This is a genomic window from Oceanimonas doudoroffii, assembly GCF_002242685.1.
GTDB classification, from domain to species: Bacteria; Pseudomonadota; Gammaproteobacteria; order Enterobacterales; family Aeromonadaceae; genus Oceanimonas; species Oceanimonas doudoroffii.
The window spans coordinates 219,290-234,968 of the sequence record NZ_NBIM01000001.1 but is presented as its reverse complement, the minus strand read 5'-3'; the positions used below and the strand labels follow the sequence as shown (position 1 = coordinate 234,968).

The 15,679-nt window shown below is 61.1% G+C and carries 19 protein-coding genes; 11 read left to right on the top strand and 8 right to left on the bottom strand.

The window, feature by feature from the left end; all coding sequences use genetic code 11:
- Positions 1-208 precede the first annotated feature (208 nt).
- The 3 genes from B6S08_RS01085 to B6S08_RS01075 all read left to right on the top strand — a co-directional run bounded on the left by B6S08_RS01085 (position 209) and on the right by B6S08_RS01075 (position 1,862).
- A complete protein-coding gene (locus B6S08_RS01085; RefSeq protein ID WP_094198943.1) occupies positions 209-997 on the top strand; it encodes a helix-turn-helix transcriptional regulator in 789 nt (262 codons plus the stop codon).
- Between the two features lie 76 nt (positions 998-1,073).
- Complete coding sequence (locus B6S08_RS01080; RefSeq protein WP_094198942.1) at positions 1,074-1,418, top strand: DOPA 4,5-dioxygenase family protein; 345 nt, start codon at positions 1,074-1,076, stop codon at positions 1,416-1,418.
- 30 nt (positions 1,419-1,448) lie between these two features.
- Positions 1,449-1,862, top strand: a complete 414-nt coding sequence (locus tag B6S08_RS01075) for a hypothetical protein (RefSeq protein WP_094198941.1) — start codon at positions 1,449-1,451, stop codon at positions 1,860-1,862.
- Positions 1,863-1,952: 90 nt separating this feature from the next.
- On the opposite strand, the gene B6S08_RS01070 is transcribed toward B6S08_RS01075, so the two are convergent.
- A complete protein-coding gene (locus tag B6S08_RS01070; protein WP_094198940.1) occupies positions 1,953-2,675 on the bottom strand; it encodes an SDR family oxidoreductase in 723 nt (240 codons plus the stop codon).
- Between the two features lie 120 nt (positions 2,676-2,795).
- On the opposite strand from B6S08_RS01070, the gene B6S08_RS01065 reads away from it, so the two are divergent.
- Together B6S08_RS01065 and B6S08_RS01060 are read left to right on the top strand one after the other, a co-directional pair.
- Positions 2,796-3,722 (top strand): LysR family transcriptional regulator, encoded by a 927-nt coding sequence (locus B6S08_RS01065; RefSeq protein ID WP_094198939.1) that lies wholly within the window; start codon positions 2,796-2,798, stop codon positions 3,720-3,722.
- Between the two features lie 90 nt (positions 3,723-3,812).
- Complete coding sequence (locus tag B6S08_RS01060; protein WP_094198938.1) at positions 3,813-4,502, top strand: aspartate/glutamate racemase family protein; 690 nt, start codon at positions 3,813-3,815, stop codon at positions 4,500-4,502.
- 45 nt (positions 4,503-4,547) lie between these two features.
- Here B6S08_RS01060 and B6S08_RS01055 read toward each other — a convergent pair whose 3' ends face one another.
- Positions 4,548-4,913, bottom strand: coding sequence for a DUF4112 domain-containing protein (locus B6S08_RS01055; RefSeq protein ID WP_094198937.1), 366 nt, complete (start codon positions 4,911-4,913; stop codon positions 4,548-4,550).
- A gap of 163 nt (positions 4,914-5,076) precedes the next feature.
- On the opposite strand from B6S08_RS01055, the gene B6S08_RS01050 reads away from it, so the two are divergent.
- From B6S08_RS01050 to B6S08_RS01040, 3 genes are read left to right on the top strand one after another with little or no spacing between them, the layout of a single operon-like run.
- The gene (locus B6S08_RS01050) at positions 5,077-6,060 is read left to right on the top strand and encodes a TRAP transporter substrate-binding protein (protein WP_094198936.1); all 984 of its coding nucleotides are present in this window, start codon (positions 5,077-5,079) and stop codon (positions 6,058-6,060) included.
- 3 nt (positions 6,061-6,063) lie between these two features.
- A complete protein-coding gene (locus B6S08_RS01045; RefSeq protein WP_094198935.1) occupies positions 6,064-6,567 on the top strand; it encodes a TRAP transporter small permease subunit in 504 nt (167 codons plus the stop codon).
- Positions 6,567-7,871, top strand: coding sequence for a TRAP transporter large permease (locus B6S08_RS01040; protein WP_094198934.1), 1,305 nt, complete (start codon positions 6,567-6,569; stop codon positions 7,869-7,871). Before B6S08_RS01045 ends, B6S08_RS01040 begins: the two co-directional genes overlap by 1 nt.
- Before the next feature lie 59 nt (positions 7,872-7,930).
- On the opposite strand, the gene B6S08_RS01035 is transcribed toward B6S08_RS01040, so the two are convergent.
- Positions 7,931-8,698 carry an NAD(P)-binding domain-containing protein gene (locus B6S08_RS01035; RefSeq protein ID WP_094198933.1) on the bottom strand — a complete coding sequence of 256 codons (768 nt, stop codon included), beginning with the start codon at positions 8,696-8,698 and terminating at the stop codon, positions 7,931-7,933.
- 24 nt (positions 8,699-8,722) lie between these two features.
- Positions 8,723-9,013 carry an ArsR/SmtB family transcription factor gene (locus B6S08_RS01030; RefSeq protein WP_094198932.1) on the bottom strand — a complete coding sequence of 97 codons (291 nt, stop codon included), beginning with the start codon at positions 9,011-9,013 and terminating at the stop codon, positions 8,723-8,725.
- 121 nt (positions 9,014-9,134) lie between these two features.
- Between B6S08_RS01030 and B6S08_RS01025 the strand changes: the two genes are divergently transcribed.
- Positions 9,135-10,040: a permease gene (locus B6S08_RS01025; RefSeq protein ID WP_245849786.1), complete on the top strand. Its 906-nt coding sequence runs from the start codon at positions 9,135-9,137 to the stop codon at positions 10,038-10,040.
- A gap of 30 nt (positions 10,041-10,070) precedes the next feature.
- Here the strand turns inward: B6S08_RS01025 and B6S08_RS01020 are convergent, their stop codons facing one another.
- Complete coding sequence (locus B6S08_RS01020; RefSeq protein WP_094198930.1) at positions 10,071-10,673, bottom strand: TonB-dependent receptor domain-containing protein; 603 nt, start codon at positions 10,671-10,673, stop codon at positions 10,071-10,073.
- A 101-nt stretch (positions 10,674-10,774) separates the two neighbouring features.
- Between B6S08_RS01020 and B6S08_RS01015 the strand changes: the two genes are divergently transcribed.
- Positions 10,775-11,542 carry a LysR family transcriptional regulator gene (locus B6S08_RS01015; RefSeq protein WP_169716349.1) on the top strand — a complete coding sequence of 256 codons (768 nt, stop codon included), beginning with the start codon at positions 10,775-10,777 and terminating at the stop codon, positions 11,540-11,542.
- A 5-nt stretch (positions 11,543-11,547) separates the two neighbouring features.
- The gene (locus tag B6S08_RS18605) at positions 11,548-11,673 is read left to right on the top strand and encodes a hypothetical protein (RefSeq protein ID WP_281254903.1); all 126 of its coding nucleotides are present in this window, start codon (positions 11,548-11,550) and stop codon (positions 11,671-11,673) included.
- 61 nt (positions 11,674-11,734) lie between these two features.
- On the opposite strand, the gene etfB is transcribed toward B6S08_RS18605, so the two are convergent.
- Genes etfB through B6S08_RS01000 form a run of 3 tightly spaced genes read right to left on the bottom strand, consistent with a single transcriptional unit; the run spans position 11,735 to position 15,651 of the window.
- The gene (etfB, locus tag B6S08_RS01010; protein ID WP_094198928.1) at positions 11,735-12,514 is read right to left on the bottom strand and encodes an electron transfer flavoprotein subunit beta; all 780 of its coding nucleotides are present in this window, start codon (positions 12,512-12,514) and stop codon (positions 11,735-11,737) included.
- Positions 12,504-13,721: an electron transfer flavoprotein subunit alpha gene (gene etfA, locus B6S08_RS01005; RefSeq protein ID WP_094198927.1), complete on the bottom strand. Its 1,218-nt coding sequence runs from the start codon at positions 13,719-13,721 to the stop codon at positions 12,504-12,506. The genes etfB and etfA overlap by 11 nt, the downstream gene beginning before the upstream one ends.
- Positions 13,714-15,651 (bottom strand): (Fe-S)-binding protein, encoded by a 1,938-nt coding sequence (locus B6S08_RS01000; protein ID WP_094198926.1) that lies wholly within the window; start codon positions 15,649-15,651, stop codon positions 13,714-13,716. The genes etfA and B6S08_RS01000 overlap by 8 nt, the downstream gene beginning before the upstream one ends.
- Positions 15,652-15,679: the final 28 nt, after the last annotated feature.

The window sequence follows — 15,679 nt, the reverse complement described above, 5'->3', positions numbered from 1 at the left end:
GCTATTTTCTTGAAAATTAATGCGTTAACCCTGAGTTAAACCGTTAGTCCCTTAACAACATTAAAAAATAACCTGCTTTCTCACCCCGTTTCATCATTGCTTCATCTTTCACCATTATCAGGAAGCCCAAACGGCTTGCAACTAAGCGAGCTTATGCTAGTTTAGGTTTTATTATGCGCTCACATTGAGTTGATACGGACGCCGATTCATGAGTACACACTTCTCCCAGAACCTGCGATATCTGTGCGCCGAGCGGGGTTCAGCGGCACAGGTGTGCCGCGATATCGGCATTAATCAGCAGCAGTTCAGCAAATACCTTACCGGGCGGGCCAAACCTTCCAGCCACAACTTGCGGCGCATTTCCCGCTACTTTGGTGTGCGAGATGAAGACATGTTTGAAGCCCCCGAACAGCTCATTCATGCCTACCAGAAAAATTCGGCCAAAACCGGCAGCCGGACCGACCCCTTTTATGATGCCTTTCCCGGCAGCCTGCGCGACCTCCGTCGCTTTTTGGGGGTTTATCAAACATTTAATTTATCTCCGGCCGCCCCGGATGGCGTGGTGGTGGCGCTAACCATGCTGGAGGAGCATGAGGGGCAGGTTTACAGCAAAACCGTAGACTCCATGCTGATGCGCTCGGAAGATGCGCGGCAAAGCACGGTTTATGAGGGCAAGGCGGCCTATCACGGTGAGCGCTTGTTTGTGATGGAGTTTGAGTCCCAAAACAGCGGCTCTTTTATGATGACCACCCTGTTCCCCCCTCATCGTTACCGCAGAAAATACCTGTTCGGCATGGTTTCTTTTCTTGCGTCGTCGCCTCATCGCATGCCTTATTCTTCGCGCACGGTCTGGGAGCGGCTGGATACCGCCACCCTGCCAAATATTACCCCGGACAAATGCGGCGAGTTTCCGCTGCACTCATCCAGAATCGGGCCAACTATTCGAGACTTTTTGCTTGATGACTCTCCCGTTATGCCGGACTTTACCTCGTTTTAACGGTGATCACTCTGTTCCCAGCCAGGCGGTTTTTTAATGCTTGCCTGCGTTCTTCACTCAGCCAAGGTATTTAACAATGTCGAGAGCACCGGTTAATCAATACGATGCCTACCACGCCCACGTTTATTTTGATGCGCACACGCTGGCCTTTGCCACTGAATTGTGCCAGCGCATTGCCAATGAGTTTTCCCTTGAGGTGGGCCGCATTCATCAAAAGCCGGTGGGGCCGCATACCCGGTGGAGCTGCCAGGTGAAGTTTACTCATGCCGACTTTGACCGCTTTATTCCCTGGCTGGAGCGGCATCGCGGCACGCTGAGCGTGCTGGTGCATGCCGACACCGGCGACGATCTGGCGGATCACACCACCCATGCCTACTGGCTGGGTGAGGCGGTAGCGCTGAATGTGCAGATGTTCAAGTAATTTCGTGAACGTAAAACACAAGGAGCGAACATGGGGCTGGTGCTGCTGCCGTTAGTGGTGGCCTGGATGGCGGGCGCGGTTTATGCCGTGAGCATATGGTATTCCATCTTCAGCGGTCACACGCCGCTGCCTTACTCCCTTGCGGTGCTGATGCTGGCCTGCGCCGGGGCGCTGGCCTATGCCTGGCGTGGGTTGTCTCGCTTCAAGGACAGGAACAAGGTGGGTGCGTTTGAGATACCGCTGTTTTTGCTGCTGAACCGGCGTGCCATGCTGGTGTTTGCGCTGGCCGCCGCCGTTCGCTATTTCGAGTGGGACTCGGCCCTGCTCTCTCACGGGCCGGCCCTCAGCTTTATGCTGGCCTTTGCCACCTCGGCCGGCACGCTGGCGGGCAGCCTGTATGCCGGCGTTTTTGTCGCCAGACAGGGCATCGAAATCACTTACTAGGCAACGGCCGCTTTTAAACTAACGGCCAGGGTGCTGTCACCCTGGCCGTTTTTTATGCCTTTGGCTTACCAGCAAGACCGAGCGCGGTGATCAGGCCGGCTGCCGCGTGGCGGCAATGGTAATGTCGCGAATGTTGACGTTCTGCGGCTGCTGATACATAAAGAGCGCGGCACGAGCGATATCGTCCGCCACCAGCACGCCGCCCATGGCGGTTTTCCACTCTTCATAACCGGCAATAATGTCCGGGTTGGTGGTGTGGCCCAGCAGTTCGGTGTCTACCGCGCCCGGGTGAATGGCCATGACGCGCACGCTGCTGTCGGCCACTTCTTCGCGCAGGTTTTCGGTAATGGAGCTAACCGCGAACTTGCTGCCCACATAGGCGGCGTGGTTGGGAAAGCTCTTTTTGCCGGCAATGGAGCTCACATTCAAAATGGTGCCCCGGCCTCGGGCGGTCATGTCGCCCAGCACCGCCTGAATGCCGTTCAGCAGGCCCAGCACGTTTACGTCAAACATGCGCTTCCACTCGGCGGCGTCTTGAGTATTCAACTGCCCCAGCAGCATCACGCCCGCATTGTTTACCAGCAGATCTGCCGGGCCATAGACGGCTTCGGCCTCTTGAATGGCGCCGCGAAACGCCTCGGCGTCGGTCACATCCACCCGGCGACACAGGGCGTTGGGCAGATCCAGGGCTTCAAGTTGCTCAACCCGGCGCGCCAGCAACAGCAGCGGATGCCCTTCATTTGAAAACTGCCGGGCAATGGCCGCGCCAATGCCGGAGGATGCGCCCGTAATCACTACCAGTGGTTTTGCCATCATCTTTCTCCTAAGCCCCGGGCCGCCAACATGGCGGGCCGGCTGTGAAACACGGGCGTATTGTGGCCAAGGCCGGTATTATGAAAAATGGGCCCATTTCAAAAAGGCTGTTCGCTTTTTATGAACAATATCTCCTGGCGCTGGGTGCGCGCCTTTCTGCTGGTGGCCGAGCACGGCAGTTTTACCGCGGCCGCCGATGCCTCCGGCCAGTCCAAGGCCAACCTCAGCCAGCAGGTGACCGAGCTGGAGCAAGCGCTGCAAGTGCAGCTGCTGCACCGCACCACCCGCAGCCTGCGCCTGACCCAAATTGGAGAGGGTTATTTCGAGCGCAGCCAGCTGGCCTTTCGGCAGCTGGAGTCCGCCGCCGAATGGGCCATGCAGTCAACCAAAGAGCTGAAAGGGGTCATTCGCATGAACTCGGTGGGCGGCATTATTGGTGAAGAGCTGATAGCCCCGCTGGTGTTTCGTTTTCAGCAGGCGCACCCGGGTGTGGAAGTGGAGCTGGACTTCTCCAGCCCGCGGGTGGATCTGCTGAGCAGCCATTATGATCTGGTGGTGCGCATGGGCGTGCTGGAAGACTCCTCCCTGGTGGCCCGCAGCCTGCACCGGGTCACCACCCGCTATGTGGCCAGCCCGGCGTTTTTGGCACAACACGGCCCGGTGCGCGAGCCCGCCGATCTGCGAGGGCTGCCCCTTATCTACGGCAGCGTTGAGCACTGGCTGCTGGAGCGCGGCACCGAGCAGCAGCTTATTCAGGCAAAAAACGGCTTCAGGATCACCAGCGGCCGGGCCATGCGCCAGGCCGCGCTGTCTGGCCTTGGGGTTACCCGGCTGACCGACGCCTATGTGCAGGCCGACATTGACCGGGGCGCGCTGGTAGAGGTGCTGCCGGAATGGTCCCAGACCACTCAGCTCTCGCTGGTGTGCCCGCCCCACCGCTTTCAGCTGCAACGCGTGCGCGGGTTGATGGACTGGCTGAAAAGCCACTTTGCCGGCGTCTATGCCAGTGCCCTGCAACAAACGCAACCACTGGGGCCCATGGCATAACTGACCGGCCCTTGGTTGTTAAGCCTTGACCGGGCAAAACCCTGCCTGAATACTTTTTGGCTTGCGCGGCTAACCAACAAGAGTAACAACATGAAAACGATAGGCCTGATTGGCGGCATGAGCTGGGAGAGCACCCTTGGCTATTACAAAGAGATCAACGAAGGGGTCAAGCAGCGCCTTGGCGGCCTGCACTCCGCCAACATCGTGCTGCACAGCGTGGATTTTCAGCCGATAGAGCAACTCCAGCACCGCGGCGACTGGGCCGGCACCGCCGACATCCTGATTGATGCGGCCAAAAGCGTGGAAGCGGGCGGGGCCGATTTTGTATTGATCTGCACCAACACCATGCACAAGGTGGCCGCAGACATCGAGCGAAACATCCATATTCCCCTGCTGCATATTGCGGATGCCACCGCCGAAGCACTGACTCAGGACGGCGTAAGGAAAGTGGGCCTGCTGGGCACCGCCTTTACCATGGAGCAGGACTTCTACAAGGGAAGGCTGACCGAACAATACGGCCTTGATGTGGTTGTGCCCAACGAGGCCGACCGCAAAATTGTTCACGATATCATCTACGGCGAGCTCTGCCTGGGTGAGATCAAAGACGAGTCTCGCCAGGCTTATTTGCGCATCGTTAACGAGCTGCGGCAGGCCGGGGCCGAGGCGGTTATTTTGGGGTGCACCGAAATTGGCCTGCTCATCGGTCAGGAGCACACCGAGGTGCCCCTTTACGACACCACGGTTATTCATGCCGCCAAGGCGGTGGAGTGGGCGCTGTAGCTCGCCTCTCAATTGGCGCCTGGCAGTGACCGGGCGGGCGCCAATTCAGCCTTCGCGCCCCGTTCGCTCAAAATAGTCCTCCATCAACCGCACATTGCGGCGGTTGGCCTTGAAGGCAAAGTCGAACAGATCCCCAAGAATGGGAATGCTGCCAATCAGCACTTCCAGCAGCACGTTCAGGCCCATGCGCGCCAGCAGGGTAACCGGCAGTTTCATGCGCGCGGCCTGCAGCACTATGTAGCCCGACAACGCGGCACCGGCCAGATCCCCCACCCCGGGCACCAGCCCCATGATGCCGTCCAGGCCAATGCGAAAACCGCCGGGCAGCCGAACGGCGCTGTCCAGCAGCCAGGCCAGACGATCCAGCCTGGCACGGGTTTCCTGAGTGTGGTTTGAATTGCGGCTGGGCATGGTTGTCCTTGTGGTTACATTGAAGGCCTGGCGACACTCGTGGGGCCATTGCGGGAGTATACGCCACGTCGTGGGCGGATATGTTTGAGTCGCTTTTACTGCGTCGTCTCTCAGCACGAGTTCACATACTCAGGTGAAACTTACCGTCAGGGATGACCATATCATGCAAAAAACCCTCTCCGCACTCGCCTTGTCACTGGCCTTGCTGTTGCCGCAACACACCACCGCCGCCACCAGAATGGACTTCTCCAATGAATATAATCACAGCTCCATTCATGCCGAAGGAGACGGCTACTTTATCGACAAGGTCAAGGAGCTGACCAGCAACGAGGTCACCATCGCCCTGCATACCGGTGGGGCGCTCGGCTACAAGTCGGCAGATCATTTCTATGCCGTGGCAGACAATGCCATTCAGCTGGCAGATACCTTGGCCGGCACCCTGGCGGGAGTAGACCCCATTTTTGCGCTCTCTTCCCTGCCCTTTCTGGTGCGCAACGAAGATGACGCAGAGCGCTTGTACCGGCTGGCACGCCCCCACTATGACAAGGTATTTGCCGATAACGATCAGATCCTGCTGTATGCCTCCCCCTGGCCGGCCAGCGGTATCTGGGCAAAACAGGAAGTGGCCTCTACCGCCGGCCTGAATAACCTGAAGATCCGCACCTACGACAAGAACGGCACCCTTACCCTGAAAAATGCCGGCGCCTCTCCGGTCAACCTGTCCTGGGCCGATGTGGTGCCGCAACTTTCCACCGGGGGCATCAGTGCGGTGCTGACCTCCGCCGAAGCCGGTGCCAACGCCAGTTTCTGGGAGCACCTGGAGCACTACAGCGCCATTCAATATGCCATTCCGCTGAATATGGTGCACATGAACCGCAGTGAGTTTGAGCGTCTGTCGCCTGAGCAACAAACCGCCGTGCTGGAAGCCGCCCGTCAGACCGACGAACGGAACTGGCAGCAGGTGCGCGCCCGCGTAGCCGAAAACTATCGCACGCTGCAGCAACACGGGGTGGCCATCAAGGAACAACTGCCTACCGAGTTCATGCAGGAATTGCAGGCGGCGGCCCACACCACCACGGAGCACTGGCTGGAAGAAACCGGTGAGCGAGGCCGGCAGATCCTTGAGCAATTCCGGCAGGGAAGCTGAGTCATGGCAGCGCTCATCATTGGATTCAGCCGCCGGCTTAACCAGCTGGCGGGCTGGCTTGCCATGGGGCTTATTCTCTATATCACTGCGCACATATTGCTAGAGATAGGATTGCGGCTGTTTGGTCACTCAACCTTTGTGCTGGATGAGTTTGTGGGCTACGGCGTTGCCACCATGACCTTTCTTGGCCTTGGATATGCCCTTGAACGAGGCTCGCTTATTCAGGTGAAGCTACTGGTGGAAAAGCTGCCCACCCGCTGGCACTGGGTGCCCGAGCTGTTTGCCACCCTGGTGGCACTGGTCACCTTCACCATTCTGGCCCTGGCATGGGGCAAGAACGTCTGGCGCAGCTATCAGCGTGGCACCCTGAGTGACACCCTGGCGGAAACCCCTATCTGGATACCCGAAGGCATGGTGTTGCTGGGTATGGTGTTGCTGTGCCTTACCCTGCTTGGCAAGGCCCTGGCCCTGCTTGCGCCAAATAACAACCCGCAGGGAGCACACTGATGGAAACCATCATGCTGGCGGCCGGCGTGCTCGGCCTTATTTTTCTGTTTCTGGGGCTGGGCACCTGGATTTTTGCCGGGCTGGCGGCGGTGGCGCTCGGCTCGCTGGTGTGGCTGGGCGGATTTGACCTGGAACGCGCCGGAGCCATATTGAGTCGCATTCTTTATCGCGCGGGCAACGCCTGGGAGCTGTCGGCCATACCGTTGTTTATTCTGATGGGAGAGCTGATTTTTCGCTCCAATATCTCGGACCGGCTGTTTCGAGGCCTGGAGCCCTGGGCGCAGAAGGTGCCGGGCGGCATTTTACACACCAATGTGTTTGGCTGTGCCATTTTTGCCGCCGTCAGCGGCTCCAGTGCCGCCACCACCGCCACCATTGGCAAGATCACCACCAATGAACTGTCTCGTCGGGGTTATGACCGGCATCTGTCCATTGGCTCACTGGCCGGCGCCGGCAGCCTGGGTCTGTTGATCCCGCCGTCCATTGTCATGATTGTTTACGGTGTGCAGGCCGAGGTGTCCATCAGCCAGCTGTTTATGGCCGGTGTGATCCCCGGCCTGCTGATCGCCCTGCTTTATTCCGGCTATATCATGGCACTGGCGCTGTATCGACCGGACAAGGCTCCGCGCGCAAACGCGGGCGGGCTGTCACTGCTGAACAGCCTCGCCTGTCTGGCCCCCGTGTTCCTGCTGATTGTGCTGGTGATGGGCGCCATTTATTCAGGCATTGCAACCCCGTCGGAAGCCGCCGCTGTCGGTGTGGCCGCCACCCTGGGGCTGCTGGCCGCAGAGCGCCAGTTAAACCTCGCCATGTTCAAGGAGGCGCTGGCGGCCACCCTGCTGAACGCCACCATGGTATGCAGCATTCTGGTCACCGCCGCCCTGCTCTCCACCGCCATGGGATTTTTGCACCTGCCCCGGGAGCTGGCGAGCTTTATTGCCGAGCAAGCCCTTTCTCCCGCCTGGTTACTGGTTGCGCTGGCCCTGTTTTACATTGTGCTGGGACTGTTTCTGGACGGCATCTCCATTACGGTAATGAGCCTGCCGATAACCCTGCCCATTGTGCAACTGGCGGGCTTTGATCCCATCTGGTTCGGGGTTTTTCTGGTGATCATGGTAGAACTTGGGCAGATCACGCCGCCCGTGGGCTTTAATCTCTTCGTGTTGCAGGGGCTGACCGGTGAACACATTGGCAGGGTAGCCTACTCCGCCCTGCCCTTTTTCATGCTCATGTGCCTGGCCGCCGCCTTAATTAGTTTTTACCCCGGCCTTGCGCTGTGGTTGCCCCGGTTGCTGACCGGCTAAGGATTACAGGCCATGCGTTGTTTCGAAGCCCTCGAAGGCATGATCTTCGAGGGCTTCGCTTACTCTGCCTTGCTTACCGCATCCATGGCGTCGGACCAGGCCTGCAGGCCGTTGTTCGCGTTGATGTGCTCCAGGCCTTTCAGGGTAAAGGTGCCGGGGGTGGCAATGCCGTTGCCAATGTCGCCGTAGTCAAGCTCGGGGCGGGATTCGGCCAGGGCCATGGCACTGGTGATGGAGTGCACCACCATTTGCCGGGCGGCGTGCTGGCTCATGCCCTGCGCCACGCTCCAGTCAATGAGCTGCTGCACCAGAAAATAGCTCCAGCCATGCAGGCAGCCGTGGGCCAGGGCCACGTCAAACAGGGCTTCCGACTCCAGCACAATCACCTTGCCCATGGCACCGAACAAGGCCTCGGCGGTGGCGTTGGCCGGAAACTGCGGCACCGGCCCGGCGCCCACCTCCACACTGGCCGGCGGCAGCACGCGCACCAGGGTGGCGCCCTGCAGCGCCGCGTGTTGCCGCAACTGCTGCAACGACACTCCCGCCATGGCCGACATCACCAGCTGGCCGGGCTTGAAGGTCAGCCCTTGCACCAGCTCGCTCAGGCTCTTCGGCCGCACCGCCAGCAAAATGATGTCGCTGCCCTCCACCACCTCCTGATTGCTGCCGGCCACCTCGCACCGGCACTGCTCGGCCAGCCGGCTGGCCGCTGCGGCGTTACGCGGGCTTAGAATAATGCGCCTTTGGTCACCGCCGTTGCGCAGGCCGGTTACCGTATAGGTGGCCAGGTGGCCAACGCCCAGAATGCCCAGAGTGGCAGTGGTCATGTCGGTGTTCTCCTTTGACTGTGTTTAGCGTTCGTCCATACAGCATTCATCCTGCAGGAAGCCAATCACCGACTGCAAGCGTTCAAACTCGGCCACGCAATAAAGCGTACGCCCTTCCCGCCGCTGAGAGATAAGGCCGGCCGAGGCCAGGCTGGCAATATGATGAGACAGGGTTGAGCCCGGCACGGCCAGCTGCTCTTGCAGGCCTCCCACCGCAATGCCCTGATAGCCCGCCCTGACCACCTTTCTGTAGATCGCCAGCCGGGTAGGATGGCCCAGTTCTTTCAATGCCTTGGCAACCGTTTCCAGCTCCACACGCGTACCCTCTTTAAAAATATATTTCGATATTAATGGAAATGTCTTGATCCGTCCAATGCTCCCCTTTATATTTCGAACATTCTAGAAATATAGGGGTTAGGTTATGCCCGATATCACCATGAAAATGATGCAAGACACCCTGAACATGTTTGCCTTTCTGGCCGCCGAGCTGACGGTGCTGTTTCTGTTGATAAGCTACCTGGTGGGTGTGCTGCAGGAGTACATTCCGCCCCGGAAAATTCAGCGCATTCTCAGTGGCCGAAACGGCAGGGGTTACCTGGTAGCCGGCTTTCTGGGGGCAATTACCCCATTTTGCTCGTGCTCGACCATTCCCTTTCTGAAGGGGCTGTTAAGGGCCAGGGCGGGCTTTGGCACCATGATGGTGTTCCTGTTCGCCAGCCCGCTGTTAAACCCGGTGATCATCGGCCTGTTTGCGGTCACCTTTGGCCTGCAGGTCACCCTGTTCTATTTCGTGATGGCCATGGGGGTGTCGGTGGTGGCCGGCTATCTGCTGGAAAAGCTGGGCTTTGAGCAGTTCGTCAAGCCGGAGGCCTATATTGAGCCCCTGTCAAAGGGCTGTGGTGCGGTATGCGCAGGCCAGGCTGCGGCGCCAATCAGCAAGTGGCGCCGAATCTGGCAGGCCACCTGGAAAGACTTTAAAAAGGTGCTGCCCTACCTGATTGGCGGCATTGCCCTGGGCTCCATGATCTACGGCTTTATGCCCACCGAGCTGGTGGCCCGGCTGGCCAATGACAGCAACCCCTTTGCCATTCCGGTGGCGGCGGTTATCGGCATTCCCCTGTATATTCGGGCCGAAGCGGTGATCCCGCTCAGTGCCGCCCTGGCTGCCAAGGGCATGGGGCTGGGCGCGGTGATGGCCCTGATCATCGGCAGCGCCGGCGCCAGCCTTACCGAGGTGATTTTGCTGAAGTCCATTTTCAAAAACACCATGATCGTTGCCTTTCTGGCCGTGATCATTGCCATGGCGGTCAGTGCCGGCGTTCTTTACACCTGGCTGTTCTGAGTGAAGGGCCGGCAGGTGCCGGCGTTGTGTTCAGAAGCGGTATTCGGCAGAGGCCCAATAGGCCCTGCCGCTGTCTACAAAGCCGTATTCCGCAAATTCAAAGGGCTCGTCCAGCAGGTTGTCTATGCCGGCCTGCAGCACAATGTGCCGACTTGCCTCATATTGCAGCCCCAGGTGAAACAAAGAGTAGGCCGGCGCTCGCGTGGCGGTGTTGGATGACAAACCGGTTTCCTGAGATTCCGTGCCTCGATACTCGTATTTCAGCCAGCCGCCCAGCCGTGGCGCCATCTGCCAGTCCACCGAAGACGCAAACAGGTGCAGTGGCATCTGAGTGAGTGGCTGACCCCGGTGCTCGCCGGAAAGCTGCTCGGAACGGGTATAGGTGTAATTGGCACTGGCCTTCACCGTTGCCGTCAACTGAGCCGTGGTGCTCAGCTCCACTCCCTGGGTCCTGGCCTTGTCTACGTTGGTGTAGTGGCGCGCGTCGGGATCGAAGCAGACGCCCGCGGGGCAATCGGTGGTGACTATCTTGTCATCAAAGCGGTTGTCGAACAGGGTCATGCTCGCGGTCCAGCCCTGCCTGTGGTAGGTAAGGCCCTGAAGGTAAAAGGCTGCATCGCGGCTCCATATCATTTACAAAGAGTGGTTATCATTTAAATTCTCACATAACCTGCATTGCGATGGAGGGAACGATACGTTCCCTTCCCTTCAATTCGAGCCGTGGAAATAGTGCTATGTACGACATGAATGATCTGGTCAGCTTCGTGAAACTGGTCGAAAGTGGCAGTCTTACGGAAACGGCCCGATCACTCGGCGTGTCCAAATCCACCCTGAGCCGGCGCATCACCCATCTGGAAAACGACGTGGGCCAGCCCCTGTTGCTGCGCCAGTCAAACAAGCTGCATTTAAACGAGGCGGGCCAGGCCTTCTATCCTTTTGCCCGACAAATTCTGGAAGCGGCCCGCACCGCCCAGGAGCAGGTTGACTCACTCAAGGCCTCGGTGACCGGCGATTTGAACGTAGGCGTTTTTTCCGGACTGATCCGCTCCTGGTTTCCCAAGGAAATCATCAATTTTTCCGAGCAGTACCCCGAGGTGCGGCTCAGCCTGAAGGCGGTCACCCAGTGTGCCGAGGCCGATCAGTTTGATGTCACCGTCTGGCTTGGCACGCCGGAGCTGAGCCGGTTGAAGGAAGAGCTGATTGGCAACCTCACCTGCAGCCTGTATGCCTCCCGCAGCTATCTGGCCAGGCAGGCCTCGCTGAACTCGGTGGATGATCTCGCGCGGGTGGACTGGGTGAACATGCATCACTTCTATCAGCCCGCCGGCGATCTTGAGCTGCACCATGGGGAAGACGGCACCAGAACCATTCAGATTCCCAAGTCCCGCGTGTGGACGGATCAGATTGCCATGCAGCTGGAAAGCATCGTGCGCTCAAACGGCATGGGCGTGCTGCCCGACTACATGGTGCGCATGCGGGAGCAACATCACCCGGGCGACTGATCCGTGTGCTGCCCCAGTGGCAGTTGCCTCCCCTGCCCATTTACCTGCTTTATTCCTGGGGCAGCCTGCCCAAACGGGTGCTGACCTTTGTGAGCCACTTTCGCCACGCCACTCGGGCCATTCTGTCCTGAATCTCCCATAAAAAACGCCGGCATTTGCCGGCGTTTTGCGTTGTCTTCCCCAAGACAGTGCTTATTTGCGCAGAACTCCTTCCTCCACCAAAAGATCATAGATGGCCTGGGCGGCGGCCTGAGGGTCATCGCGAATGATTTGCCCCTTGCCGCCCTGGGCCTTGGCGGTGGCCTGCTTGAAGCGGTCGGCGGCGGTCTTGGCACGAGCCACTTTCAGCCGCTTGGGCCTGGGCCTGGCGTCCTGCCACTGCCAGCCATGGCTTTCGGCGTCGCGACGCGGGGCCACCGGCAGCTGCTCGGTGATGGCTCCACGCCGGGCCCGGGCAAAGGCGAGCTGACGGGGGCTGGCGGCGGCTTCATCCACACTGGCCACCAGCGGCAGCCGAGCAGTAATGCGCCGGCGCTGGCCCCGTGGCAGGGCCTGCAACAGGGTAACCTCGTCCCCCTCGATGGACTCGACGGCGGCAATGCCGGTCACCAGCGGCCAGCCCAGGTGCTCGGCCAGCAGGTAGGGCAGCATGCCCGAGCCCTCGCCCTGCTCGGCATGAATGCCGGTGAGCAGCAGATCGGGCTGGCGTTCGTCCAGGTAGGGCGCCAGCACCGACAGCGCGTCGTCGTCCTGCCCCTGGCGCAGCACCGTCATGCGCGGCAGGCCCATGCCCAGGTAATCCTGCAGCGCCGGGCGCTCCGGATCACCGGCATGGATCACCTCAAGCTCGCCCCCCAGGGCAAAGGCCACTTCCAGGGCGCAGGCATCCTGCAGAGCACGGCGGGCGCGGCCCGATACCGGGTGACGGCCTTCACTCACCAGCACCGCAATGTTCAGATGTTCAGGCTGCATCGCTTATCTCCTGCTCCGATTTGGCAGACGCCAGTTCCATCAGCGCCGCCAGAATTTCGCGGCTGTCGCCAATGGCACTCAGGCCGGCCCGCTTGACCATGTCACAGTCGCTGTCCTGGTTGATGGCCACCACCTTTTCCACCTTGCCCAGGCCCTGCAGGTGCTGCACGGCGCCGGAAATGCCCACGGCAATGTAGACCCGGGCACTCACCCAGGTACCGGTGGCCCCCACCTGGCGGTTGCGCGGCATAAAGCCGTCGTCCACCGCCACCCGGCTGGCCCCTTCGGCGGCCCCCAACAAGGTCGCGGCCTGGTGGAACTGCTCCCAGTCGTGTACCCCGTTACCGGCGGAGAGAATAAACTCCGCCTCGGCCAGGGGAATGTCGGACGGATCCACCGCCACCCGGCCCTTATCCTGTACCCGGGCGGTGGGCAAGGCATCGGCCTCAAATTCCACCGGCAGGGTCTGATAGCGGTATTCGGTGCAGGGCATGGCACATTCTTCCAACAGCAACAGCAGCCGGCACAGCGGCCGAGTAATGTCCTGGTGGCCGGCACCGCTGCGGGCAATGAGTTGTTCCCCTTCCCACTTCCACACCCCGGTGGCGGGCCGCTCGCCCAGGGCCACCGACAACCGGCGGCCCAGCTCGGCCGACTCGCCGGCATCGGGAAACAGCCAGTGCAGCGGCTGGTATTCGCTGTCTGCCTGCAGGCACAGCTCGGTCCAGGCTTCGGGCTGGTAGCCCTCCACCCCTTCCAGTTGTAGCAGCCGATCCACCCCGGCCTCGTCAATGCCCTCTTTCAGCTCACCGCACACCAGGCCCAGCACCGCCGTGCTCTGGGCCTGGGCCGCCGCCAGTTGCTGGGCCAGGCCGAGCACGTCCTTGCCGTGCCCGGTCAGGCGGCCGCCGGACAGCGGCAGCCAGACGGCAATGTAGTGCTGCGGACTTTCCACCACATGCAGCGGCAGCTGCGGCTGCTCGCTGGCCTTGCGCACCAGGGTGGTCACCCCGGCGTTGCCGTGCATGTTGAGCCGATCGAGCCGGCGCAGGCCGCTGGGGCCGTATTGCCACTGGGGCCGCGGGTTCTTGCGCAGCAGCCCGGTGGGGCCGCGCAACGGCTGGCCGCTCAGCTCGCCGTGACGCGGATGCAGCCGGTTGCGGGCAATCCAGGCCAGCCGCGGATCCTTGCGAATGACGTCAGACATGGGCTTCCTCCTTGTTCGGCTGCTCGGCAGGCTGCACCAGCGCGTCAAGCAGCAGCTCGGCAATGTCCTTCACCTCGGGCCGGGGCTCCACCACCCCTTCCATCATCAGGGTGCACTGGGGGCAGGCCACCGCCATCAGCTCGGCATCCACCGACCGGGCGTCGTCCATGCGCATGTCGGCAATGCGACGCTCGCCGGGAATGTCGGTGACCGGGGCACCACCACCGCCGCCACAGCAACGGGAGCGGAAACCGCTGCGCTCCATCTCGGTGCGCTCAAAGCCGAGCTGGTCGAGCAGGTAACGGGGCGCGTCATAGACGCCGTTATACCGACCCAGGTAGCAGGGATCGTGGTAGGTCAGCTTGCCGCTCTGGCCATTGCTGAACGCCAGTTTGCCCTGCTGATGCAGCTCGGCCAGCAGCTCGCTGTGATGCACCACGTTCAGCTCACCGCCCAGCTCGGCATATTCGGTGCCCAGGCTTTGCAGCGAGTGCGGATCGGCGGTGACAATGCGGTTAAAGCGGTACTTGCCCAGGGTACGAATATTGGCCTTGGCCAGGCGCTGGAAGGTGGCTTCGTCGCCCAGCCGGCGGGCCAGATCCCCCGAGTCCAGCTCTTCGTTACCGAGAAAGGCAAAGTCCACTCCGGCGGCGCGCATCAGCTGCACCAGGGCACGCAGGGTGCGCTGGTTGCGCATGTCAAAGGCGCCGTCACCTACCCACAGCAGCACGTCGACCTCACCGATGTCCTTCATCAGCGGCATATTGAGATCGGCGGCCCAATGACTGCGGCTGGCCGGGGCCAGGCCACCCGGATTGTCGGTGGCAATCAGGTTTTCCAGCACTTCCTGGCCCTTGCCCGGGGTCTGGCCCCGCTCCAGGGTCAGAAAGCGGCGCATGTCGACCACGGCATCCACGTGCTCAATCATCATGGGGCACTCTTCCACGCAGGCGCGGCAGGTGGTGCACGACCACAGGGTCTGGCTGTCGAGCATGCTCTCCACCAGCGGCTTGTCGGGGCAGCCGGTGCGGGCGGCGCCTTCCTGGCCCGGATGCGGGCTGCCGCGGTAGGCCACCTCTTCCTGGGCGGCCAGGCTGGTCACCATGTCCTGAATGAGCTTTTTGGGGTTAAGCGGCTGGCCGGCGGCAAAGGCCGGGCACTTGCTTTCACAGCGGCCGCACTGCACGCAGGCGTCAAAGCCCAGCAGTTGGTTCCATTTAAAATCGGTGACCTTTTCCACCCCCAGCTTGTCGGCGTTCAGATCGAGCGCCTTCAGGCCGGTGTCACGGCCGCCGCCAAAGCGGGCCGGACGGCGGTGAAAGGCCAGGTGCAGGGCACCGGCAAAGGCGTGCTTCATGGGGCCGCCCCAGGCCATGCCAAACACCAGCTCGCCCAGGCCCCAGGCGCACACCGCCAGCAGTACCAGCGCCAGCAGGCCACTGCCGGTGCCCTCGGGCAGAATGCCGGCGGCCGGCAGGGTGGCGATAAAAAAGCCCAGCGAAAACGCCAGCAGGCTTTTCGGCAGTCGTTGCCAGGGGCCACGGGACAGCCGCGAGTTGGGCAGTTCGCTGGCGGGCTTTTGCCGGCGCTTCCATACAAACAGCGCGCCCACCGTCATCAGCAGGCTGGCACCCAGCAACGGCCATACCAGCCAGGCGCTGTGCAGGCCCAGGCCGTGCACCAGCACCACCAGCACCAGCGCCAGCACAAAACCGCCGCCGGTGGCCACGTGGGTATTGGACATGTACTTGTCCCGCGCCACCACATGGTGCAGATCCACCAGATAGCGGCGCGGCATGGCGGCCAGTCCCTGCCAGAAGGCCACGGGGCTGACCTGGCCCCGGCGCCACAGCCGCACCCGGCGCATGGCGCCGATGGCGGCCAGGGCAAAGGCCAGCGTTAACAAATAAGGGATCACAGGCTCGAACATAGCGGGCTCCTCGCAGGGCCGGGGTTGC

Excerpts from the sequence above, each read along its gene's own strand:
- B6S08_RS01015 (WP_169716349.1), top strand. The coding sequence starts at position 10,775 with ATGTACGACATGAATGATCTGGTCAGCTTCGTGAAACTGGTCGAAAGT.
- B6S08_RS01045 (WP_094198935.1), top strand. The coding sequence starts at position 6,064 with ATGGCAGCGCTCATCATTGGATTCAGCCGCCGGCTTAACCAGCTGGCG.
- B6S08_RS01020 (WP_094198930.1), bottom strand. The coding sequence starts at position 10,673 with ATGATATGGAGCCGCGATGCAGCCTTTTACCTTCAGGGCCTTACCTAC.
- B6S08_RS01050 (WP_094198936.1), top strand. The coding sequence starts at position 5,077 with ATGCAAAAAACCCTCTCCGCACTCGCCTTGTCACTGGCCTTGCTGTTG.
- B6S08_RS01025 (WP_245849786.1), top strand. The coding sequence starts at position 9,135 with ATGAAAATGATGCAAGACACCCTGAACATGTTTGCCTTTCTGGCCGCC.
- etfB (WP_094198928.1), bottom strand. The coding sequence starts at position 12,514 with ATGCAGCCTGAACATCTGAACATTGCGGTGCTGGTGAGTGAAGGCCGT.
- B6S08_RS01060 (WP_094198938.1), top strand. The coding sequence starts at position 3,813 with ATGAAAACGATAGGCCTGATTGGCGGCATGAGCTGGGAGAGCACCCTT.
- B6S08_RS01080 (WP_094198942.1), top strand. The coding sequence starts at position 1,074 with ATGTCGAGAGCACCGGTTAATCAATACGATGCCTACCACGCCCACGTT.
- B6S08_RS01065 (WP_094198939.1), top strand. The coding sequence starts at position 2,796 with ATGAACAATATCTCCTGGCGCTGGGTGCGCGCCTTTCTGCTGGTGGCC.
- B6S08_RS01035 (WP_094198933.1), bottom strand. The coding sequence starts at position 8,698 with ATGACCACTGCCACTCTGGGCATTCTGGGCGTTGGCCACCTGGCCACC.
- B6S08_RS01040 (WP_094198934.1), top strand. The coding sequence starts at position 6,567 with ATGGAAACCATCATGCTGGCGGCCGGCGTGCTCGGCCTTATTTTTCTG.
- B6S08_RS01085 (WP_094198943.1), top strand. The coding sequence starts at position 209 with ATGAGTACACACTTCTCCCAGAACCTGCGATATCTGTGCGCCGAGCGG.
- B6S08_RS01070 (WP_094198940.1), bottom strand. The coding sequence starts at position 2,675 with ATGGCAAAACCACTGGTAGTGATTACGGGCGCATCCTCCGGCATTGGC.
- B6S08_RS01055 (WP_094198937.1), bottom strand. The coding sequence starts at position 4,913 with ATGCCCAGCCGCAATTCAAACCACACTCAGGAAACCCGTGCCAGGCTG.
- B6S08_RS01000 (WP_094198926.1), bottom strand. The coding sequence starts at position 15,651 with ATGTTCGAGCCTGTGATCCCTTATTTGTTAACGCTGGCCTTTGCCCTG.
- etfA (WP_094198927.1), bottom strand. The coding sequence starts at position 13,721 with ATGTCTGACGTCATTCGCAAGGATCCGCGGCTGGCCTGGATTGCCCGC.
- B6S08_RS01075 (WP_094198941.1), top strand. The coding sequence starts at position 1,449 with ATGGGGCTGGTGCTGCTGCCGTTAGTGGTGGCCTGGATGGCGGGCGCG.